The organism is Coleofasciculus sp. G3-WIS-01 (assembly GCF_040223135.1).
In the GTDB taxonomy this organism is placed as follows: Bacteria; Cyanobacteriota; Cyanobacteriia; order Cyanobacteriales; family Coleofasciculaceae; genus Coleofasciculus.
Window position 1 is genome coordinate 19988 of sequence record NZ_JAVJZI010000237.1, and the last position, 23957, is coordinate 43944.

14 protein-coding genes and 2 pseudogenes are annotated in these 23957 nt (G+C 46.9%); 13 read left to right on the plus strand and 3 right to left on the minus strand.

Annotated elements, in window-relative coordinates:
• Window positions 1-182 precede the first annotated feature (182 nt).
• Window positions 183-1826: a rhomboid family intramembrane serine protease gene (locus RIM23_RS24145; protein ID WP_446370069.1), complete on the minus strand. Its 1644-nt coding sequence runs from the start codon at window positions 1824-1826 to the stop codon at window positions 183-185.
• A 401-nt stretch (window positions 1827-2227) separates the two neighbouring features.
• On the opposite strand from RIM23_RS24145, the gene RIM23_RS24150 reads away from it, so the two are divergent.
• The 5 genes from RIM23_RS24150 (at window position 2228) to RIM23_RS24170 (ending at window position 7163) form a co-directional block, all read left to right on the plus strand.
• On the plus strand, window positions 2228-4165 hold the full coding sequence (locus RIM23_RS24150; protein WP_446370071.1) for a S9 family peptidase: 1938 nt from the start codon (window positions 2228-2230) through the stop codon (window positions 4163-4165).
• Window positions 4166-4433: 268 nt separating this feature from the next.
• Complete coding sequence (locus RIM23_RS24155) at window positions 4434-5036, plus strand: rhomboid family intramembrane serine protease (protein ID WP_446370073.1); 603 nt, start codon at window positions 4434-4436, stop codon at window positions 5034-5036.
• A gap of 188 nt (window positions 5037-5224) precedes the next feature.
• Entirely contained in the window at window positions 5225-5476 is a 252-nt protein-coding gene (locus tag RIM23_RS24160) for a TIGR02450 family Trp-rich protein (RefSeq protein ID WP_446353037.1), read from the plus strand.
• 186 nt (window positions 5477-5662) lie between these two features.
• Window positions 5663-6040: a hypothetical protein gene (locus RIM23_RS24165; protein WP_446370075.1), complete on the plus strand. Its 378-nt coding sequence runs from the start codon at window positions 5663-5665 to the stop codon at window positions 6038-6040.
• A 247-nt stretch (window positions 6041-6287) separates the two neighbouring features.
• On the plus strand, window positions 6288-7163 hold the full coding sequence (locus tag RIM23_RS24170; RefSeq protein WP_446370077.1) for an SDR family oxidoreductase: 876 nt from the start codon (window positions 6288-6290) through the stop codon (window positions 7161-7163).
• 156 nt (window positions 7164-7319) lie between these two features.
• Here RIM23_RS24170 and RIM23_RS24175 read toward each other — a convergent pair whose 3' ends face one another.
• Window positions 7320-7850, minus strand: a complete 531-nt coding sequence (locus tag RIM23_RS24175) for a PEP-CTERM sorting domain-containing protein (RefSeq protein ID WP_446370079.1) — start codon at window positions 7848-7850, stop codon at window positions 7320-7322.
• A gap of 356 nt (window positions 7851-8206) precedes the next feature.
• Window positions 8207-8677, minus strand: coding sequence for a GNAT family N-acetyltransferase (locus RIM23_RS24180; protein WP_446370081.1), 471 nt, complete (start codon window positions 8675-8677; stop codon window positions 8207-8209).
• Window positions 8678-8778: 101 nt separating this feature from the next.
• Here RIM23_RS24180 and RIM23_RS24185 point away from each other — a divergent pair, with 101 nt between their 5' ends.
• From RIM23_RS24185 to RIM23_RS24220, 8 genes and pseudogenes are all read left to right on the plus strand, one after another.
• Complete coding sequence (locus RIM23_RS24185) at window positions 8779-9930, plus strand: UDP-sulfoquinovose synthase (RefSeq protein WP_446336970.1); 1152 nt, start codon at window positions 8779-8781, stop codon at window positions 9928-9930.
• Between the two features lie 234 nt (window positions 9931-10164).
• Window positions 10165-10473, plus strand: a complete 309-nt coding sequence (locus RIM23_RS24190; RefSeq protein ID WP_446370083.1) for a hypothetical protein — start codon at window positions 10165-10167, stop codon at window positions 10471-10473.
• Window positions 10474-10586: 113 nt separating this feature from the next.
• Window positions 10587-11720, plus strand: a complete 1134-nt coding sequence (locus tag RIM23_RS24195; RefSeq protein WP_446336968.1) for a glycosyltransferase family 4 protein — start codon at window positions 10587-10589, stop codon at window positions 11718-11720.
• A gap of 509 nt (window positions 11721-12229) precedes the next feature.
• Window positions 12230-14848 (plus strand): GAF domain-containing protein, encoded by a 2619-nt coding sequence (locus RIM23_RS24200; RefSeq protein WP_446370085.1) that lies wholly within the window; start codon window positions 12230-12232, stop codon window positions 14846-14848.
• A gap of 1441 nt (window positions 14849-16289) precedes the next feature.
• On the plus strand, window positions 16290-21074 hold the full coding sequence (locus RIM23_RS24205; RefSeq protein WP_446370100.1) for a two-partner secretion domain-containing protein: 4785 nt from the start codon (window positions 16290-16292) through the stop codon (window positions 21072-21074).
• Window positions 21075-22492: 1418 nt separating this feature from the next.
• Window positions 22493-22759: pseudogene (locus RIM23_RS24210) on the plus strand (caspase family protein); the annotation flags it as partial.
• Window positions 22737-23414 carry a hypothetical protein gene (locus RIM23_RS24215; protein WP_446370087.1) on the plus strand — a complete coding sequence of 226 codons (678 nt, stop codon included), beginning with the start codon at window positions 22737-22739 and terminating at the stop codon, window positions 23412-23414. The pseudogene RIM23_RS24210 and the gene RIM23_RS24215, both read left to right, overlap by 23 nt.
• A gap of 23 nt (window positions 23415-23437) precedes the next feature.
• Window positions 23438-23896 (plus strand): annotated as a pseudogene (locus RIM23_RS24220) (esterase/lipase family protein); the annotation flags it as partial.
• Between the last annotated feature and the right edge of the window lie 61 nt (window positions 23897-23957).

Below are 23957 nucleotides of genomic sequence, written 5' to 3' on the forward strand. Positions count from 1 at the left end.
CCTGACTATTTAATCATCGAAGGAATTATCCCCTTGTACTTCCAGCAATTCTTCCCAAGAACAACCAAATGTTTTCTTTATTCTGCATTCTGCACACAGTATAGAGCTACCTGTAGGGGCACGGCAATGCCGTACCCCTACTAGATGTGGCTCAGACGGGGGTAATTAACCCGGATTTAGTATCACTTATGGTACAGCAGAAGCCCCACCAAAAAACCGATAATTAAGCCTGACGTGTGACCCGTGAAACTTACCTGAGGAATTGATAGGTCAAAGACCACTTGAAAGGCAATAATAAATAAAATAAACCGCAAACGACGAGAGGCTAAACGCGATTTTTCGCGCCGCCAACCTTGAACTAAAATAGCCGCCGTTGCGCCCACAATTCCCATCACGGAACCGGATGCCCCAACCACAAACTGCGCCTCAGAGTATCCAAAATGAGTGGCTAGAGATACCACCAACATCGAACCTACACCACTACTGAGGTAAAGTAGTAAATATCGCCACCCAGAGAGGGCATATTCGACAAAGGGTCCAAGGATATAAAGACCCAGCATATTCATTAATAGATGCGGAAAACCAAAGTGCAAAAATGTTGATGTTAATAATCGCCACCAAGCACCGTCGAGAACTTCCTGTGGCACTAATGCTCCGAGAGCATATAAAACCTGCTGATTTTCACTTCCGCCCAAGTGAATTTCCAATCCAAACACGATTAGGTTTAATCCAATAATTCCCCAAGTCGTATACGCTCTAGAACCCAAAAGCCGTTCTCTAGAACCGTATCGGATCTGATGTTGGAGATTGAGTGTCAGTCGTGCTAAAATCTGCCGAGAATGTTGAGTTAAAACAGCATCAGGGTTGACAGGTGACTGGGATAAACGAGCTTGGATAGCATGGCGGTAGAGTCCAGTATGGCGGTTAGAAATAGCCAACAGTTGCTGACTCGCCCCCTCTACCTCTCCCGCCGCCCAATCCGTCGTAGCTAACCAGAATCGGCGAATGTAATTTGGATAAAATGCTAAAGGTTTAGTGAGCAATTGTGCGACTTGGGCTTTTTGACCGCAAAAGGCAAAGGCAAATAAATAAGCTTGACTCTGATTGATGCCGCGATCGCTTTGTTCTAAGATAGGTTCAAACCGTTCGATTTGGGCGAGCAAGCCATTTAAGTCCCCCATTTCTGCCAACGCTCGCAGGTAGTACAAGATCAGGCTAGGATCATGTTCTAGGGCACTCTGTGATACGTTGGTTTCAATCCACTCCCGCAACTCTTGCCAACGCGCCTCCATTTTGTAGAGGGTTGCAATAGTGTGTCGCACCAGAGGACGATTGGTGGTTTTGTAGCGATTGATAATTGCCGTGGCTTCAGTGGTTGAACCTTGCTTCAATTGTTCTAGCGTGTCCAATAATTCAGAAAATTGACGCCAATTCTGGGCGGGGTGCAGCCAACACAGGAGTTTACCCAGTCGGCTAGCCGCGCCAAAGCGTTCCTGATATGCCAATTGATTCATGAGTCTAAACCCCAGAATTGGCATTAAAATCAACAATCCCCATAACCCCCCGCCAATCCAGCCTGCATTCTCTGGAGTGAGGACATACAAGATAGCAGTTGTGGCTAACACCAAACCGGAAACAATCATCCAGCTATGGATGTAGGGGGCTGAATCTGAACTCCTAGCACGACGAATTCCGACGATAATGTTCAGAATGCAGGAGGTGCAGACAATCCAGAGGAGTAACTGATTAATATCCATCAACGGTGATTGGCGATCGGGCTGGGAGGAGTTGGCGAAGTCTACCTTTTCAACGATAACCCGATCCAAGACGCGATCGCGGTTGTGGGAATTATCGGGTTCGGGATTGTAAGGGCGAGTCGCTGAGCAAATATCGAGGTGTGATAATTAACCTGTCTCGACTCGCCCCAGTCTACATGCAGATGGTGTTAAATAATTATACCCAAGACACAGACAGACAAATATCAGAAGTTATTCGGGACTATATCAAACGGTTGCCCCGCAATTCCTCTCAACGCTGAATCACAGATTACAGCATAAGCCTCCTTGCGAAAGAAAACAGGTGAATTTTTTCCAGGGGCAACCCCAATATTATTAGTCATGAATTGACGGTATCATGGGTCGGGCGACCCGATCAAATTGTTGGTTTTCCTATTTTAATACAGCGGGTCGCCCCTACAGATGTTGGCAAACTCCATAAACAATTAACGATGACTCAACCGCAACTCTCTCCCTACGGTTCCTGGAACTCTCCCATCGCAGCCGAACTCATCGTGGCTGGTACGATTGGCTTAGGTAGTATTACCCTAGATGGTACGGATACCTACTGGATAGAAGCACGACCCATGGAAGCCGGACGTAATGTGATTGTACGACGTCAGGTGAATGGCGCGATCGCAGATATTACCCCCCCTGGTTTTAATGTGCGTACTCGCGTTCATGAATATGGGGGTGGTGCTTACACCGTCAAGGATGGCATTATTTATTTTGCTAATTATAAAGATCAGCGCCTTTACCAGCACACCAGTGATGCAGAACCCCAACCCATCACCCCAGAGTCAGCAGGAACTCTCCGCTATGCGGATATGGTGATTGACTCCCAGCGACAACGACTGATTTGTGTGCGCGAAGATCACAGCAGTGAGGGTGCAGAACCCGTTAACACCTTAGTCAGTATTCCTTTAAATAATAGTGACTCTATCCAAATTATCGCTACAGGAAATGACTTCTACGCCTCACCCCGCTTAAGTCCGGATGGTTCTCACTTAGCCTGGTTGAGTTGGAATCATCCCAATATGCCATGGGATGGGACACAATTGTGGGTGGCGCCGATTCAAGCAGATGGATTATTAGGTGAAGCCAAATGTATTGCAGGTGGAGTTGAGGAGTCAATCTTTCAACCGGAATGGTCACCCGATCGCACATTATACTTCGTTTGTGATCGGACAGGGTGGTGGAATCTTTATCGCTGGAATCAGAACCAGGTAGAATCCCTTTGGGAAATGGAGGCTGAGTTTGGTCTTCCCCAGTGGGTGTTTGGTATGTCTACTTATGGCATCTCATCGCGCGATCGCCTAATCTGTGCCTATACTGTACAAGGTCGATGGCGCTTAGGGAGTATCGATCTACAGACGAAACAATTAAACCCGATTGAAACCCCTTATACCAGTATTTCATCGGTGCAAGTGACAGAAAATCGCGTCGTCTTTATTGGCGGTTCTGCAACCGAACCCACCGCCGTGGTACAACTAGACGTAGCCAGCCAACAGATAGAGGTTCTGCGTCAATCGACAACATTAGACATAGATAAAGGATATCTCTCCATACCCGAGGCGATCGCATTTCCCACCGAAAACGGTCAAACGGCTTACGGCTTCTTCTATCCCCCGCAAAACCAAGAGTATCAAGCGCCCGAAACCGAGAAACCGCCCCTGATTGTCAAAAGTCACGGTGGACCAACTGCATCTACATCCAGTACCTTTAATCTAAAAATCCAATATTGGACGAGTCGCGGCTTTGCCTTCTTAGATGTTAACTATGGTGGAAGTACAGGGTATGGACGCGAATACCGCCAACGCCTCCAGAATCAATGGGGAATAGTCGATGTCGATGACTGCGCCAATGGTGCAAAGTACCTCGCTGAACAAGGATTCGTCGATGGAGAACGTTTAGCGATCGCAGGGGGTAGCGCTGGCGGTTATACTACATTAGCCGCCCTTACCTTCCGGGATATCTTTAAAGCCGGGGCTAGTTATTACGGCGTCAGCGACTTAGAAACCTTAGCCACCGACACCCATAAATTTGAATCTCGTTACCTGGATGGATTAATTGGTCCCTATCCAGAACGCCAAGACTTATACAAAGCGCGATCGCCTATTCATTTTACCGACCAACTGTCCTGTCCGGTGATTTTCTTCCAAGGGTTAGAAGATAAAGTGGTTCCCCCCAACCAAGCCGAGACGATGGTAGAGGCGTTAAAAGCCAAGGGATTACCTGTAGCTTATGTCACCTACCCAGAAGAACAGCATGGATTCCGAAGGGCACAAAACATCAAGCGCACCTTAGAAGCCGAGTTATACTTTTATTCGCGGATATTCGGTTTTGAGTTAGCCCAACCCATTGAACCCGTCGCGATTGAAAATTTTTAACCCATAGTTTACAGGGAAATCTAAATGTAGGGGCGGGTTTAGGAACTCAATTAAGGGGGAAATTAATATCATCTCATCCAAAACCCGCCCTTCCCCAGGATTGCATCTGTGTTTAATGTAGGGGCGGGTTTAGGAACTCAATTAACGGGGAAATTAATACCATCTCATCCAAAACCCGCCCTTCACCAGGATTGCTGTCGGAGGATGTCACAGGAAATTGCTACCCTAGAACCATTAATACTCAACACTCTATCCCAGAGGTCTAGCCATGAGCAACCGGGAAACCCGAGAACTTGTCCATCAGGAAACCAAAGCACTTGCCCGTGAAGTCAAAACCCAGGCTACCATTTTAGGCGGACTTGTCGCCGTGATGTGGGTTTTAGAACTCATTGATTTAATTATTTTCCAAGGCGCACTGGACCGCTATGGTATTTTCCCCCGGCAAATTATCGGGTTAAGGGGTATACTATTTGCCCCGTTTCTCCATGGTGATTTAGGTCACCTGATTGCCAATACTATCCCCTTTCTCACTCTAGGCTGGTTTGTCATGTTACAAGAAACCAGCGACTTTTTTATTGTTACCGCCATCACCATGGTTGTCAGTGGTTTAGGGGTTTGGCTAATCGGTTTTCCTGGTGTTCACATTGGCGCTAGCGGTCTAGTTTTTGGCTATCTTGGTTTTCTGCTATTGCGTGGCTATTTTCAACGCAATGTTCCCTCTATTTTACTCTCCCTTATCGTGGGATTTCTCTATGGAGGAGCAATTTGGGGTATTTTACCAACGGTTCCCGGTGTATCCTGGGAAGGGCATTTATTTGGCTTTATTGGTGGAATTATTGCCGCACGCCTGTTGTCTGAGCGTAAGGGATGAGGAATGGGGAAGCAGGTAGAGACGCGCCATGGCGCGTCTGGGAGATGGGGAAGATGGGGGAATTAATTCAAAATTGGATCAGGGCGGGTTTAGTTACATTTGGGTTAAGTAAGAAACGATAATAGTGAAACCCGCCCCTACACACCGCCACCGAATGACGTGAAGGGTCAATACGTTTCCAATTATTAATGGCAAAACAAAAATTTCCTTATCTGGTTGGTTCCAAATGGACAGCGACTCAACAAACATGGGGTTGGCGACATTTTCAAGTAGTCAACCGCAAAAATCAGGGTCAATGGGTTTTTGCTGAAATGGTGGCTTCTTGTGACCCTACTGTTCGCTTTTGGCTTAATGCTCAACAGCTTAAAGACCGTTCTCTGTGGAAACCCGGTTGGCAGTCTTTACAAGAAATGAAGGAACTGGCAGAGGATGAACTATGATATTCTATCATGTCCGCCGAAACAGTTATCATTTCCTTTTAACGGGCAACAATAGTTCCTTCCCTTGAAGACCAAAGTGTAAGGATTAAATCGGATATGATATGAATCGAGTATATTTCTGGATAGGTGAAACGGCTCAAGGAATGTCTAAACACCATAAAAATATCCTTTCTCAGGTGATGTCTCATGAAAATTAATTCGTCAAAGTGGGTTGTTGCCCTAGTTTTTGTTATTTTTCCTTTGAATTGCGCGGCTTCTAGCACGGGTAGAATCTGCCAATATAATCCTGAGTCTGGTCAACCTAATCCTTTGGGAATGAGGGCATATATTACCATTACAGAAGACGAGGGAAGTACAATTGTTACTTATGAACAGTTTCCCTCAGATGTTGCTGAAAATATTTCCCTGACAACGAAACGAGAACTCACGTTTTATGATACCCCCTTGGACACAGCGCGGGTGGTTCTCCTGCAAAACAAGAATTACTATTCTGAGTTAGTTGGCTATGATGACCCCGAAGGATTTGCACCTGTTAATGAAGTCTTAACCTGTGAGTCAAAGTGATGGAATATTATAAATATATTTGGGATCAGATGCATTCGTAGGGGCTCTCGCTTATGCGCCCAAATGTCTCGGTTTTATACCAATATTCCAGCGCATAAGCTTCGCCCAATCCCCAAGATGCATTCGTAGGGGCTCTCGCTTATGCGCCCAAACGTCTCGGTTTTATACCAATATTCCAGCGCATAAGCTTCGCCCAATCCCCATAGATAAGCAGGTATTTTACCAGGATTTACCGGAAAAGAATGAGATGAAAAGGTTATTAATTACAGGTATTAGTGGCTTTTTGGGGTGGCATATTTGCCAATTGTCTAAAGGCGAATGGAATGTTTATGGAACTTGCTTTTCTAAGTTAATTAATAGTCCAGGTATCAACACAATAAACGTTGATTTAACCAATTTCCCGGAACTAAAACAACTTTTTCAAGACATTAAACCTGACGCCGTTATTCATACCGCTGCTCAATCCAATCCTAATTTTTGCCAAATGCATCCCCAGGAGACAGAATTGATCAATGTTATAGCATCTGGTAATATCGCGGGACTTTGTGCGGATTATGGCATTCCTTGTGTATTTACATCTACTGACTTGGTATTCAATGGTTTAAACCCACCCTATCGGGAAACTGATCCGGTTTCGCCAATTAGTTATTATGGGGAACAAAAAGTTAGGGCTGAGAATATGATGTTAACCCGTTATCCTCGGACAGCAATTTGTAGAATGCCCTTAATGTTTGGTCAGGCGACACCAACAGCGACTAGCTTTATCCAGCCATTTATTGACATTTTACAAGCGGGAGGGGAGTTAAAATTATTTGTTGATGAATTTCGCACGCCTGTGAGTGGAACCACCGCCGCTAAAGGGATATTATTAGCCCTCGATAACATTCAAGGCTACCTGCATCTGGGTGGAAGGGAACGGATATCACGCTATGACTTTGGTCGTCTCTTGGTTGATGTGTTAAAATTACCTAAAACCGGATTAAACTATTGTAAACAAGCCGAGGTAAAAATGGCAGCGCCAAGACCTCCAGATGTTTCCTTGAATAGTTCCAAGGCGTTTGGGTTAGGATATAATCCTTTATCCTTGCCAGAAGAATTAGAGGCGTTGCGGGATAGATTGTAGAGACGCGCCATGGCGCGTCTCTACAGGGTTCAATGATTTACAGCAAGCCTTAACTATCTGATTTATATTCAAATAGATTGTAGGGGCGCAAGGTTTGCGCCCTTTGGGATGCACCCCATCAAACATGGACGTTAGTTTTCTGTAGATATAGGATTACTAGTTGACTTTATTCTTCTTTCTCGAATTCTCTTGCTTGAGTACGAATCCAAAGCCTAATGCGGCGGCTGAACCCAGGATTGTCAGTGGTTCAGGAACAGAGGCAAGTTTAGTTAGTTTGTAGGAGACAGAGTCAGTTAAATTTCCATTTGCCAAAGTGGCTTGTCCACTTGCCATACCACCAATTTCCTGGGGAAGTGGCAGTATGTCAAACAGAGTGAGACTCTGAGAAGGCGTACTGAATAGAATATTGGTTTGGGAGCCATTAGTGACAAATTGCCCTTGATTAAATTGGAGATTCCCCAACTTTAGAGCAACTGATTCAATTGCATCCATTGAATCGTTCGTGGTGAAGGAACCTGCAGCTACATTTATTGTTGTTGAACCACCCAATATTCCTGATTGAACTTCTATACCATTGATTTGTAGATCATATTTCATTGAAGCGGCTGTAGCGGGTGATACATTAGCTAGACTGACTGTAGCGGCAGTGGTAGCAACCGTTAAGGCAGCAAGTGAGGTAAGTTTCATGAATTTTGTCATGGAATCGCACCTTATGAAGTAGGACAGTTGTCACTATTAATTAAACGACTGCTAGATAGATGTTACATCTATCTTCAGGAGTAGGGCAACTTCGTTATTGTATTTCCTTATATCTGGTGAGTCAATCGAATTTGTTAGGTTTTCCTGAAAATAATAATAATTGTTACATAACAATCGAATTGTTGAGATCTTGCGGGGGGGGGGGAGAATCTCCCGTACCTCGTAGGATTATAAAAAAATATTATTAAGTATTATTCCTTAGGGTATAAGGGTTTTAGATTAAGAAAACCTAAGGACAAAACTTTCTTTTTACCCAGAAGAATAAAAATTGAACAAGGTTTAAGTTATTGATAGGTTGATGTCAGGTGCATAATTTCTACGGGGAGTCGCAAAATAATTTTTGCCATACGAGACAAACCAAATTTAATTTTAAGCGATCGCGGCAACTCTTGCCAGGACACCGGGACAAAGCCAAAGCGCCTGTAGAACTGGGCTAAGGGTTTCCCCAAGCATTCCAGATAAAGGGGAAAGCTAGCTTGGGCGATCAGATGGTGCATCAGCAGGGTTGCCAAACCGCGATCGCGCCACTCTGGGGCGACAACCAAACTGCCCAACTCTTGGGCGTCAGCAAACTGGCGCAACTGTCCACAAGCCACCACCTGTCCCTGACATTCAATCACCCAGAATTGCTGCCATCGTAACTGCGTCGGATCAAGTTTTGCCCCCAGTACCAATCGGAAAATCGCGCCCCGATCCCCAGAATAGGCGCGTCGGAGGGTACAGTTGGCGGGTAGAGTTGGCTGACTTGTATGCATGTAGGATGATTTAAGGTGCGATCGCTGAGTTTAATGGTTCGAGAGTACCCGAAACCTGATACATTTACCGAGTATCGGCAAGCACAATTTATGGATCGACTATGAAAGTCTTGGTTATTGGTGGCGATGGTTATTGTGGGTGGGCAACCGCCCTGCATCTATCCAACAAAGGATATGACGTCGGGATTATAGATAGCCTGGTGCGCCGTCATTGGGATATGACACTAGGTGTAGAAACACTGACGCCAATTGCACCGATTCAGCAACGCCTCCAGCGTTGGCAGGATCTGACGGGAAAATCCATTGACTTGTTCGTGGGTGATATTACCGACTACGATTTCCTGATTAAATCCCTGCATCAGTTTGAACCCGAGGCAATCGTTCACTTTGGTGAACAACGATCTGCCCCATTTTCCATGATTGACCGGGAACATGCGGTACTGACTCAGGTAAATAATGTCGTAGGGACGCTGAATATTCTGTACGCCATGCGACAAGACTTCCCCGATTGCCATTTGGTAAAACTGGGGACGATGGGTGAATATGGAACGCCGAATATCGATATCGAAGAAGGCTATATCACCATCGAGCATAATGGACGCAAAGACACCTTACCCTATCCCAAGCAACCCGGTAGCTTCTACCACCTCAGCAAAGTCCACGACAGCCATAATATCCACTTTGCTTGCAAAATTTGGGGGTTACGGGCAACGGATCTCAATCAAGGCGTCGTTTATGGTGTCTTAACCGAAGAAACGGGTATGGATGAGATGCTGATAAACCGCCTCGACTACGATGGCGTTTTCGGTACCGCCTTAAACCGTTTCTGTATCCAGGCGGCGATCGGTCATCCCTTGACAGTATACGGTAAAGGGGGTCAGACGCGGGGCTTTTTAGATATTCGGGATACGGTTCGCTGTGTCGAACTCGCGATCGCAAATCCGGCTGATCCCGGTCAATTCCGTGTATTCAACCAGTTCACGGAAATGTTCAGTGTGGGCGACTTAGCCGTGATGGTGAAAAATGCGGGAACCCATTTGGATATCGATGTGGATATTCAGCACCTCGATAACCCACGGGTTGAGTTAGAACAGCACTATTTCTACGCCAAAAATACTTGCCTGTTAAGTTTAGGACTCCAACCCCACTACCTATCTGATTCCCTGATCGATTCCTTACTTAACTTTGCCAGCAAGTACAAGCACCGTGTAGATGAAAAACAAATCTTACCCAAGGTGTCTTGGCGGCGATAAATCTCTAGACTATCGGTTCAGAATTCAGGACTACGGTAGGGAAGAAATAAAACATCAATGGGAAAAAATAGGAGTTTCGGTGGTTTATGTTCCCGTTTTTTTAACCCAACTTAGTCGAGAACCGCCCACGATGATAACTGAACCGATGGTTTCGGTAAGAGGAACTAGAAAATCTAAGTTTCCTCTTACCCCATCCCATTTGTGATGGGAATAGCCAGATTTTCATAGCTGGTCATGAAGATGATAAAATCGGCAATTCTTCTCGTGTTTTTAGTCTTACCTGGTTTCGCCGCATCTGCCCTGAGTGCCTATTATCTTCTGCCAGAATGGGTAGCATTAGAGCGTCACCATACTTATTACCAAACGTTGTCTCAATCTCCATCCTCGACAATGCGTGACTTATCCATTGCCCAAGCCGCAGAAAACAGACATCGAATCAATTGTTTGGCTGAAGGTGTGGGCGTTTTATTAGGGGGAATCATCGCGGCTATCGGCATTCATGGACTCTGTACCTTACCGCAAAAACACGATGAACGCTCTTAGTCTTTATCGCTGTCGCCATAAAGGTTAAGACAGATATAATGACTGAAACGACCCCATACCAGTAAGAATCCTTCTGCCTTTTGCATTAACACTCCGCACACGGTCACACGATTATGCGAATTGCCTTATTCACTGAAACCTTTTTGCCAAAAGTTGATGGAATTGTCACTCGACTGCGGCACACGGTTGACCATTTACAACGCAATGGTGACGATGTTCTGGTTATTTGTCCCGATGGTGGACTCACTGAACACAAAGGTGCCAGAATTTATGGCGTTTCGGGTTTCCCATTACCTCTATATCCAGAACTGAAACTGGCATTACCTCGACCCGCGATTGGCATGGCTTTAGCCGAATTTAAGCCGGATGTGATTCATGTGGTGAATCCGGCGGTATTAGGGTTAGGGGGACTGTATTATGCTAGGGTGATGCAAATTCCTTTAGTCGCGTCCTATCACACCCATTTACCCCAATATCTTCAGCATTATGGGTTAGGGATGTTAGAACCAGTGATGTGGGAATTAATTAAAGCCAATCACAACCAAGCCCAGCTTAATTTATGTACCTCGACGGCGATGGTTGAGGAATTGAGAGGGCGGGGGATTCAACGATTGGATTTGTGGCAACGGGGTGTGGATACCGAGACATTCCATCCTAGTTTGGCATCTGAAAAGATGCGATCGCACTTGTCCCAAGGACACCCGGAAAGTCCCTTGTTGCTTTATGTTGGGCGTTTATCAGCAGAAAAGGAAATTGACCGGATTAAACCGGTTCTCGAATCCATCCCCGGTGCGCGTTTGGCGTTAGTGGGAGATGGACCCCATCGCAGCGCCTTAGAAAAACATTTTGCCGGAACCCCAACCCATTTTGTTGGGTATCTTACAGGCGAACCTTTAGGTTCTGCCTTTGCGTCGGCGGATGCGTTTATTTTCCCCTCCCGTACCGAAACCTTGGGATTAGTCTTGCTAGAAGCGATGGCGGCGGGGTGTCCGGTAGTGGCGGCGCGTTCGGGTGGGATTCCTGATATCGTCACTGATGGGGTCAACGGCTACTTATTTGATCCGCAAAATGAACAAGGCGCGATCGCGGCTACTCAACGTCTATTCCAGGAACAAAGTGAACGGGAAACCCTACGCCAAAACGCTAGGGCGGAAGCCGAACGCTGGAGTTGGTCAGCCGCAACCCGTCAGTTACAACAATATTATCAAGGCGTGGTTTTGTCGCGATCGCTCTTAACGGCGGCTTAATTAGGGCGTGGTTTTGTCGTACCTCTACCGCATCAGAGTGCCATGTCCCTAAACTGTGGTAGGGGCACGGCATTGCCGTGCCCTCTTATATCTGTGCAAATATTATTATTCTCTAATAAAGTTCAAATTTAGGGATTATACCAGCAAATTCTGGATAGGGAGGCATCGGGGAGCCTCCCGACAAAGGGAGATCAGGGAGCTGGTAGAGAAATCCTCAACTGAGCCAGCAAGAATCCCTCTGGACATCGGGTGAAGACCCAAGGATGAGACAATAGAGGCAACAAGAGGAAATGACAAAGGACAAAGCATAAATGACAAATAACAACTCAGGCAGATAAATTTGTCTAAAATTGAGATTGGTCTAAACTAACGGAAAACGGAAGCGTTTTTCAATTTTCACCGATATCGCTGCGCTTATTTGTTTTACCCAGACTGCATTCTAATACCCGACGTGCATGAGAGCACGTCTGACAGCCAGAGCCAAAAGTAGCTGTTGAACAGCGAATACTATGACACTGTCTAATGCCGGTAGCGTTCTTGCTACATTGACTCAGTTAACCCAACTCAATCGCACTAGCGTCCTAACTCATCGAGTTAAAGACCTCTCCCTTCCCGAATTTATCTGCTTACTGGACTTCATCACCGCTGAATTTCAGCAATTTCTGCGAGCGCTGGAAATGATTAACCATGAAGCGCTCGAAACCATGCTGGAACAGGTGATGGAGGCATTTACTCTAAAAATTGGTCAACTCCTGCAAGCTGAGCGTACAACTATCTTCCTGGTTGATGGTGACAAAGACCAGCTTTGGGCAAAAATTCCCTCTGGTGAGGACAACGCCGCCAAGGAAGTTCGCATTCCCCTGACGGTGGGTTTAGCCGGTCATGTGGCGACGACAGGTGAATCGCTCAATATCACCGAAGCCTATAACCACCCCTTGTTTAATCCGGAAGTTGACGAGTCTCCCGGCTATCATACCGATTCCCTCTTGTGTATGCCCATTGTCAGCAGCAATAAAAAGATTGTCGCTGTAGTACAGCTATTGAATAAAGCTGGGGGTGTACCGTTTGACGAAGAAGATGAACAGCGCTTCCGTGACTTTGCCGCCTCTATTGGCATTATCCTGGAAACTTGCCAATCATTCTACATGGCAGCCCGGAACCAACGCGGCGCCGCTGCACTTCTAAAAGCAACCCAGTACCTAGGTCAAAGTTTAGACCTAGAAGCCACACTGCGTCTAGTCATGGATCAAGCGCGGGAGTTAATGCAAGCAGACCGCTCTACGTTATTTATGCTAAGTAAAGATACTGGGGAACTGTGGAGTAAAGTCGCGACGGCTGATGGCAACAAGATGATGGAAATTCGTATCCCAGCCAATCGCGGGATTGCGGGTTACGTGGCGTCTACGGGTCAACCATTGAATATTGCCGATGCGTATAAAGATCCTCGGTTTGATCCGACTACAGACAGAAAAACAGGCTATGTGACTCGCAATCTTCTTTGTATGCCCGTCTTTAACTCGGTGGGGGATTTAATTGGTGTAACTCAACTGATTAATAAGCATCAAGGTAGCTTCAGCACCTCCGATGAAGAATTTATGCGGGCATTTAATATTCAAGCCGGAATTGCCCTGGAAAATGCTAAACTGTTTGAGAATGTTCTGATCGAAAAGCAATATCAAAAAGACATCCTGCAAAGCCTTTCTGATGCGGTTATCTCTACCGATATGCAGGGACGAATCGTGACCATTAATGATGCAGCGCTAGGATTACTGGGGTGTCCCTTACAACAAGCCGATAATCGCAATCGTCATTTGTGGGAAGAGAAACTCACGGGTCGCTATGTCTGGGAGGTTGTGCCGATTGAATATCTCCAAGTCCGGTTACAAGACAGCCTAACTACGGGTGCGAAGCATTACCTCCCCGAACAAAATTTAACCGTCGGTCTTTTCCAATGTCCACTGGAAGAGATAGAAAAACCGAATACTCCCCCCTATTGCCAATCGAATGATGATACTCATCTTTATCTCCTCGCTATTCCCAAAAGCGATAACCCTAGAATCTATAGTCTCTGGAATGAAGCTCCCAGTCCTGTTCCTACCTCATCCTATCTATCTTCATCCTATCTATCTAAAGAGCAAGTCCAACCCATTGAACGGAGTATTAATTTGACGGTCAATCCGCTAACGAATCCCCAAGGAACGGTGCGAGGGGGTTTGGTTGTATTAGAAGACATTAGTCGAGAAAAGCGGCTGAAAACAACGATGTATCGCTACATGACGCCAGAGGTAGCGGATGAAGTCTTGGCGTTAGGTGAAGATGCACTGATGCAGGGAAGTAAAAAGGATGTCACCATTTTATTTTCAGATATTCGGGGGTATACAACTTTAACCGAAAACTTGGGAGCGTCGGAAGTTGTATCGCTGCTGAATAAATACTTTGAAACAATGGTCGAATCGGTCTTTGAGCATAAAGGGACTTTAGATAAATTTATTGGTGATGCGCTAATGGCAGTTTTTGGCGCTCCCTTGGCGTTAAAAGAAAATCATGGCTGGATGGCGGTTCAGTCGGCTTTAGATATGCGCTGGCGCTTAGCCAAGTTTAATGAACCTCGGATGAAAAATCGCCAACCTTTAATTCATATTGGGATTGGAATTAGTTCAGGAGAAGTGGTTTCGGGTAATATTGGTTCCCACAAACGCATGGACTATACGGTTATCGGAGATGGCGTGAATCTCAGCGCCCGCCTGGAAAGTATTACTAAAGAGTACGGCTGCGATATTATCATTAGTGAATATACCTATAACCTCTGTCGCCAAAATGTTTGGGTGCGGGAATTGGATAAAATTCGGGTGAAGGGAAAAAATCAAGCGGTTAGCATTTATCATTTGCTTCAAGATATCGACACGCCTCTCAACGATAAAACTCACAAATTTTTAGACCTGTATGCCAAAGGACGTAAAACCTACATGAATCGCGATTTCTCCAGGGCGATTGTGTATTTTGAACAAGCTTATCAACTTGAACCCAATGATAAGCCGGTTTTGATTCACCTCGAACGGGCTAAACATTATCAGGATAATCCACCTTCTGATTATTGGGACGGTGTACATACAATGACTAGAAAATAACCGGGAGCATATCACCTTTGTAGGTTGGGTTGAGGAACGAAACCCAACAGGCTAACCTAAACATTATCAGGATAATCCGCCTCCTGATTATTGGGACGGTGTGCATACATAGATTTTTACAAATAAGCGATGGTGCAGGCTCCCTCGTGATTTATCCGAGGGATGAAACCAAGCGAAGCGGATTAGCAACTTTAGTTGCCAGTAAAAAAAGTGTCAAATTGTTATTTTGGCGCTATAATTATAACAGGTACAGGCTGAAAAACCGCTAGGACGTGACTATACAAATCCGTGGTGTCCACGCACGACCGCCTAGAAAGTAGTAATGCCTAGAGGGTAGGGAAAATCCTCTTTAAAAACCCAATCATCAACTAACAGTTGGTGTGTGAACCTAGAAAAGTAACCATTTAATAGAACGGTACTGTGGGGCGCACAGGAACCAAGGGAAGAGAGAAGAAACGGCTTATCAGGCACTCTCAGTTGTCTCCTGAAAGCTTAGGGAGAATTGCCCACCATCTCTTCTGTAAACTGACTCGATACTTAGTAGTTTTGAGAAGCGGGTATTTGGTTAGGTATTGCTCGAACATTGGCGGCGTCAATGGGAGAGATACAAAGGTTTACGGCTGATTCGATGAACTAAGAATCTCCCGCGTTTTAACCGGGAGAGCGTCAATGTAACAAACGTCAGCAAGAGGAGGCGATTGAAATCGCTGCTACACAAACAAAGTCCGCCTGCGCGGACTTGATAATAACGGGGGTAGTACAAGTCATAGTTCCCTCGGAACACCTCTATAAGGCTTCCCCTGCTCCCCCTGCTCCCCCTGCTCCCCCTGCTCCCCCTGCTTTTAGCGCTTAAGTGTGCAACCCGCTTGTCTGAATTCTGCAATCCAGCTTGCACTTAACTTCATCACAGGTTCCGTCGCCTTCTGGTATTTTGGTAAATAAGGCTAGAAAACTATCAAATTTACTGGCATAATTGGTATCAAGACTTGGGGTTTGCCAAGATATTATTCGGTGATATTTTGTCATATTTGATACCAAATTGACGATTAGGTTGGAATTCAGACGTAGCCTCCCGCTTTTGCCAGATTCGTAGGGGCGCACGCTCCGTCATTGGTGTCAACAAAAGCTCAACCCCTCTCCCCCAACCCCTCTCCCAACCCCCCTCGTTCCCCCCTACAAGAGGGGGGAGGAAAGAGGATGCTGCGCTTTTGTTGCACGGGGGAGGGGAGCAAGAGAATCCGGTTCCCCAACTCCGTTCCCCCCTTTCAAAGGGGGGTTAGGGGGGATGGAGTTGGGGTGAGGGGATGAGGGGGAAAATGTCAAGGAGTAGATAGAAGCATTGGTTTTCACCTTAAGTTGACACCAAACCCCGACGTGCGCCCGATAAACATCAAAACCCGATGGCTTAATTCATTACAATTCTCAGGAGACGTTTGCCGTGATGATAATAAACAGGTTGGCTGGGCGTTGGCAGTCGTTTATCATTGGCACTGTCGGATTAATCGGCGCATTGGTAACCGGGGGAAATGAAGCAGTCTTCGCCCAGGTGATACCCGATGATACCCTAGGGGCGGAAAGTTCTGTGGTTAACCCCGATGCAATAATTCGGGAAATACTTAGTGACAGAATTGATGGGGGCGCCACTCGCGGCGCGAATCTGTTTCATAGTTTCATAGAGTTTAATGTCGCCGAAGGGAGAGGGGTTTATTTTACTAATCCGGATGGGATAGAAAATATCCTGTCACGGGTTACTGGGGATAATGTCTCGACTATATTGGGCAGGTTAGGGGTATTGGGTGAAGCGAATCTATTTTTACTCAATCCCAATGGGATTTTATTTGGCGAAAATGCCAGTTTAGATATAGAAGGTTCCTTTGTCGCCACCACAGCGTCAGGGATAGAGTTGGGTGAGGATGGAGTTTTTAGTGCGACTCAACCTCGAAGTAGTCGTTTACTCTCGGTGAGTCCTGGGGCGCTATTTTATAATGCTGTAGAAGCAGCGGGGGGTAAGATTACTAATCGAGGGAATTTAACCACGGGGCGAAATCTGACGTTAGATGGGGAGAATTTGGATTTACAGGGACAGTTGCGTTCTGGGAGGGATTTAACCCTACAAGCACAGGATACGGTAACGATACGGGATAGTCAAACCAATCCGTTTATTGCCACTGCTGGGGGAAATCTCCTATTAACAGGAAATCAAGGGATTGATATTTTCGCCTTAAATCATCCCGATAGTGGGTTGTTTTCCGGTGGGGATATGGTGTTGCGAAGTGCGGCTGATGTGGGCGGCGATGCTCATTATTGGAGTGGGGGAAGTTTTCGCATTGAACAGTTGGATGGGAGTTTGGGGAATTTATATAGTCCTGATGACCCAGTTATTCGCGCCAGTGGGGATGTAAGTTTTGATAGTTATCAAGGGGCTTCTCTGCATATTTTAGCGGGGGGGACTGTCAGGATTACTGGGGATGTGGAAATTACGGGGACAGATACTTCGGAGAATTCGATTCAGGAGACGGTGACTTTATCCGATGGGACACCAATAGAGATTGATGGTTCAAAACAGCCAACCCTGGATATTCGGGCGGGGACAACTGCTGTTGGCACAGTGGGGGTGACAGGGGAAACGGCTGGTTTTTCGCCCATGGTTCCCGGTACAGGGGGGATGGGGACGAGGGGGGATATAAGAATTGATGGGAACGTGACGAATCCTGGGGGAGTGGTATTTTTAACCAATCAGTATCAGTCGAATTTAGCGGGGGATATTCGAGTTAGCCGGATTGATACGATGAATAGAAGCGGGGATGGGGGCGCGATTACGATTGATAGTCGGGGGGATATTTTCAGTACAGAACTCTTATCCGCATCAGGCGCTTTTGTTAAAGAATTTTTTGAAGGAGTTGGTTTGATTGTGCCTGAGTTCAATTTTAATCAGAATGCCGCTAATGGGGGAGCAATTATTCTGATGGCACAGGGGAATATTGTTTCCCAAGACATAGTGTCTGGTTCCTATTCGGGTGGGGGTGATACCGGAGATGGGGGAGAAATTCGCTTGAGTGCGGGTAACGATATCACGTTTGGCGATGACTCACAGGTGAGCTCCGAGTCTTACTCTATTGATGGCAATACTGGAGATGGGGGAGATATCAGCTTCAGCGGCGGCGATATCTCTTTTGGCGATGACTCATTGGTGTTATCCGACTCTTTCTCTTTTTTTGATGGCAATGGTGGAGATGGGGGAGATATCAGCTTGGGCGGCGGCGATATCTCTTTTGGGGATAACTCATTGGTTATCTCCAGCTCTTCCTCTGATTCTGGCAAAGCCGGAAATGGGGGACAAATCAGCTTGAGCGGCGGCGATATCTCTTTTGGCGATAACTCAGGGGTGTACTCCGAATCTTTCTCTATTTTTGGCAATGGTGGAGATGGGGGACAAATCAGCTTGAGCGGCGGCGATATCTTTTTTGGCGATGACTCACGGGTGTACTCCGTCTCTTACTCTTTTTTTGATGGCAATGCCGGAAATGGGGGACAAATCAGCTTGAGCGGCGGCGATATCTCTATTGGCGATAACTCAGGGGTGGACTCCGAATCTTTCTCTAATTATGGCAATGGTGGAGATGGGGGACAACTCAGCTTGTGGGGCGGCGCTATCATTTTTGGCGTAGACACATCGGTGTACTCCGACTATTACTCTTCTTTTGATGGCAATGCCGGATATGGGGGACAAATCAGCTTGAGCGGCGGCGATATCTCTTTTGGCGATAACTCAGGGGTTTACTCCTTCTCTTACTCTGATTCTGGCAATGCCGCCAACGGGGGGGAGATTTCCCTCATCGCTAGAGATGGCGATATTATCGGCACTTCTGCTAACTTACTCCTATCTTCCTTTGCCCTTTCTGAAAACAAAACAGCCGGAAACGGTGGAAATGTCACCTTAGAAGCTGGAAACGCCATAACCAACCTGGAAATCTTAACCCTATCCTCTTCAAATCAAGCTGGAACGGTTGAAATAAGGGGGTTGGGGGATTTATCTGTGACAAATACCCGCATCCTCACGAGCAAGCAGGTGGAAGTGCTATTATTTTTTAGAACAATAATCTTAGATGTTGGGGGTGAAGGACAATCCGGCGATGTCACCGTCACCAGTTTAGGCAATCTCACCTTCAACAACAGTTCGATTGAAAGCGACACCAATGGTAGCGACAGAGCTGGTGAAGTCAAGATTACCAGCCCAGGTCAAGTCACATTCAATAACAGTCAAATTATTAGTAACACCAGCAACATCGGCAACGCCGGAAATATCTTCATCAATGCTGGCGGTGGCATAACTTTCCAAGGCTTGTATTCCTACCAAGACACACCTCAACGCGGCGGACTATTTGCCGGCACCACTAACTCTGGCAATGCTGGAACTATTACCCTCACCACCCCCGAATTAACCCTAGAAAACGGCGCCAATATCGCCACCACCACAGAAAGTTCTGGCAAGGCGGGAAATATTACCCTTCAATCCCACCCCAACCAAGAAAACCTAACCATTAACCTGGCACAGGATACTTCAATTTCCGCTTCCACTAATTCCCCCTTCACACAAGCAACCGGGGGAGACATCAAGATAAAAGCCCCAGATGCCATCACCATTCAGGGAGAAGGCACTATTACCACATCAACCACAGGAACTGGAAACGCTGGCACGATTACCCTAGATACCTCTACTTTAACCATCGCCAGAGGCGCAGAAATCTTTGCCTTTACCAATGGCAGTGGCGATAGTGGTACAATTACCGTCAATGCTACCACCGCCGTGAATCTCGGTCTTGGTGTGGATGATTTTTCCCCGGTTCTGTCTGTGGAAACCCGCGACACAGGCAAAGCCGGCAACATTATTGTGAATACCCCCAGCCTCACCCTCTCCGACACCGCCCGCATCACCGCCACCGCCACGAATACCGCGATGAATCCCGAAGGCGGTGGTAGTATCTCTTTAAACGCTTCCACGATGAACTTAGCCGGCATCGTCGGTGTCTTTGCCGACACCCAAGGACAAACCCCCGCCGGCACCTTAACCCTGAAACCTTATCAGACTCAATCCACCCTAGACATTACCTTAGCGCCCCAATCCCGCATCTCTGCCTCCACCTCTGGCAGTGGCAGAGGCGGAAACCTGGAAGTAAGCGCACCGGAAGCCATCACCATTCGCGGTGCTGGAACACTTGCCGTGGAAACCACGGGTGAGGGTGCAGCGGGAAACCTGACGATTGATACCCAACGACTCACCATTGCCGACGGTGCAACTATCTCAGCCTCCACCGCCTCCGCCAACCCAGACGGCTTCGGCGGGAATATCACCATCAACGCCACAGAATCCTTCACCCTCAATCAAGCCCAGCTATCCGCCCAATCTATCGGTGCAGCCCAAGCTGGGAATATCACGATTAACACCGGACAACTCACCGCCACCAATGGCACCATTGCCACATCAACAGAACAGTCTGCGGGTGGTGCGATTACCATCACCGCTTCTGATATCCGCCTGTTTGGAGATAGCGATATCACCAGTCGAGTTGCCTCTGGTGCAGGGGGTGGCGGTAATATTACCCTAACTGCCGACACCATCCTGGCATTTGATGATAGCGATATCCTGGCATTCGCCCGAGATGGCAGAGGTGGGGATATCACATTCAACACCGTCGCCTTCTTCGGAGAGAACTTCAAACCGGCGCCCAAAGGCACTGATCCTGATACCCTAGAGCAGAATGAGCGAGTGGATATCAATGCCACAGGTGCAGTAGAAGGCGTGATTACCCTACCCGACACCAGCTTTGTTGAGAACAGCTTCATCCTGTTATCAGGCAATGGAATCGACACCGACGAACTGATTGCCGAGAGTTGCATTGCCCGTCGCCATGAACCCCAACGGGGTAGCTTCTTTATTACAGGTACAGGGGGTATCCCGTTTCGCCCAGGGGATCTTTACGATACACCATATCAGACCGGGACGGTGCGGACAATTCCCAGTGTGGGAGATGGGGAAGCATGGGGAGCAGGGGGAGCAGAGCGAGCAGAGGGAGCAGGGGGAGCAGAGGGAGCAGAGGGAGCAGGGGGAGAATCTTCGTCCTCAACTCGTCGCCCTTGGAAAATGGGTGATCCGATTATTGAACCCACGGGGATATATCGATTAGCCAATGGGAAAGTGATCATGAGTCGCCTCTGTGGGGAGTAACGGTAAAAGGGTAGTGGCGTGGCACACCTGATTTGATGAATTCCGAAACCGTAGGGGCGCACGGCGTGCGCCCAACACACACCCCGTGCGCCCGACACACACCCCGTGCGCCCGTGTCAACTTAAGCTCAACCCCTCACCAGAAGCCCCTCTCCATCCCCCCTAACCCCCCTTTGAAAGGGGGGAATGGGGAGAGGGGAGCAAGAGAGCATGAGGGGGCGATTGAAATCGCTGCTACACTGGCCCTTTCGTCCGCCTGCGCGGACTGGATTATAACGGGTTAGCGTTCCCCGGATTTGGTATCACTCCAGTAGTGGTTTGGCACACCTGATTTGATGAATTCCAAATTGTAGGGGCGCACGGCGTGCGCCCAATACAGGCCCCGTGCGCCCAACACACACCCCGTGCGCCCGACACGCCCCGCCCAACACGCCCCGTACGCCCATCAAACCGTCAAATCAGAATTGTCGGGGCGCAAAGGATAGTACCCAGTTTAACGATAAAATCTATTCCACCATTTTGGGTTGACCTATGTTGCTAGGGCGGAATCTAGGGCTAAGGTTCCCCACTACAAACCAATCGCACCATCATTTATGTAGAGACGTTGCATGCACCGTCTCTACAATGATGCCTACTATATATAAAGAAAACTTTTAAGTTCGACGTTTAGGTTTTAATAGTCTAAAGATAATCAAATTTCAGGCGGGCAGAAAATGCCCCTGGTAAATCCTGATTTGACAAGGGTTTGGGGGTGTAGTATGATGTTTCTCTATACTGTATTGTGTCATTTTTATTGCCATTTTTAACCAACTATTCCTAAAACGCCTTGATCATGCGTTATTTGGTTTTCCCTAACGCCGGAAAAAAAGGAATACTACAATTAGGTTTCATTACCCAATTGGATGGACTCATTTCGAGGCAAATTTGACAAAAAAGCCGTTTTATGAATGTACTTCCGGCTCAAAAGGGAATCGGGATCAAACTACCCACCCGTAATATCAAATTTGTTCCCATCAGACAGACAGGATGTCATGTCGTTTTAATGGAACTGACGCAGCGACCCCACTTATTACGCAAGCTTTCACAAAGGTGCGTTACGCAAGCGCTTTCGCACGATGGCGGACCGACACAGCTAAAATTGTGAAATAGATTTTACGATTAAACCGGGCGCACGCCGTGCGCCCCTACAATTCTAATCCACCAATTAAGGTGCGCCACGCCACTACGAATTACTGCAGCAGACCCTAATTATGGGTAATCGTTAGGACATGATATAAGTCCTGTTTAAGCCAGAGAATTGAGGCAAGAGCCAGAATGAAGTTGGCGCGATCGCACTCTGATGCAGTGGTCTTGAAACGAATGGGAATGCAAGTAGACGAGGCGATTGAATCACCGCTATACTAACCTTGCATCCTTTTAGCCGTAGAAGAGTATTTGAAAGAGCGGATTGCTCAACCAGATGGATACAAGCCTCATATACGCAAGCTCTTAAACCAAGAGGCTACCCGTCAGGCAATTATTGAAGGCTTCCAACAGCATTTATGTCAAGCAGGAAGCGAGGATATTGTTCTCTTCTACTACAGTGGTCATGGTTCTCAAGCAAAAACCCCCACAGAGTTTTGGCATTTAGAACCAGACCGACTGGAGGAAACCTTGGTTTGTTATGACAGTCGTGCTGAAGGAGGCTGGGTTTCGCCTACTGTGCAGTAATGGGCAATATTTAATTGTACGACCCACCGATGACCATCCCCTAGTCGAGCAAATTGATGGCTATACGAGTGAGAATGCACAAAAGGCAATTCAACGACTAGAACATATTGCTCGTTGGACTGTAATTGCCGAACTCAAAAGCCCTGCTACAAGTAGCATTAAACCAGATAATGTGGAGATGCAAATTTTATCAGAGGAGGGTGAAGAGTTATCTCAATCCAAGGAAATTCGTTTGCAATACAAGTACAGTGACGATCAGTGGCATGAGCCTGGTTTCCAACTCAAACTCACCAATAAAAGCAAGAAGCCACTTTTCTTTGCTGTTGTTGATCTTGGAAACCTTTTCGAGGTTTACAATTCCTTAGAAGACGTAGGTTGTGTGCGGCTTGAGTCAGGGCAGTCAACTTGGGTTCCAATTGATAAACAAACTCTATATCCTACAGTGCCAGGCGACTTATGGGAGCAGGGGATTACCGAGTACAAAGACATCTTAAAGTTAATTGTTAGCACCACCGAGTTTGATGCCCGATTAATGACTCAGGAACAACTTGACGCTCCTCGTCCCCCAAAAAGGGATTTACCCTCTCCCAACCAAAGTACCCTTGATCGTCTAGCTTACAACAGCCCCTAGAAGTGGAAAATAAAAACCGTTCTATCCGGGAGATTTACGATTTAGTTTTAACTTTTGACTGTGAAAACCTAAATACTTCAATTGAAAAAAATGCTCAGTTGCTGAAAGAGCGACTGGAAGCCGTCGGTTTGGGAGCCAACCATGGGAAAGCCCTGCACATTGTTGCCCATTCTATGGGCGGATTAGTGTCCCGTTGGTTTATTGAACAAGAAGGAGGCAATAAAGTTGTCCAACATTTGATTATGTTGGGGACACCAAATGCTGGTTCTCCTTGGGCAACGGTGAAAGAATGGGCAACGATGGTTATGGCTGTGGGTATGAATAGTCTTTCCCAAACACCACTGCCGGTGAAAGCGCTGGGTAGTCTGAGTGAGGCGATGATGAACACCGTTGAGGTAGCGCTCGATCAAATGCAGCCCAACTCTCAATTTCTTCAGGCTTTAGCTGCCAGTAACGATCCAGGTATTCCCTATTCATGCCTCAGATGCTTTAGAAAGTCAGGATGGACCAGCAGGCTACCTGATTCCTCAAGATGCCATCTTA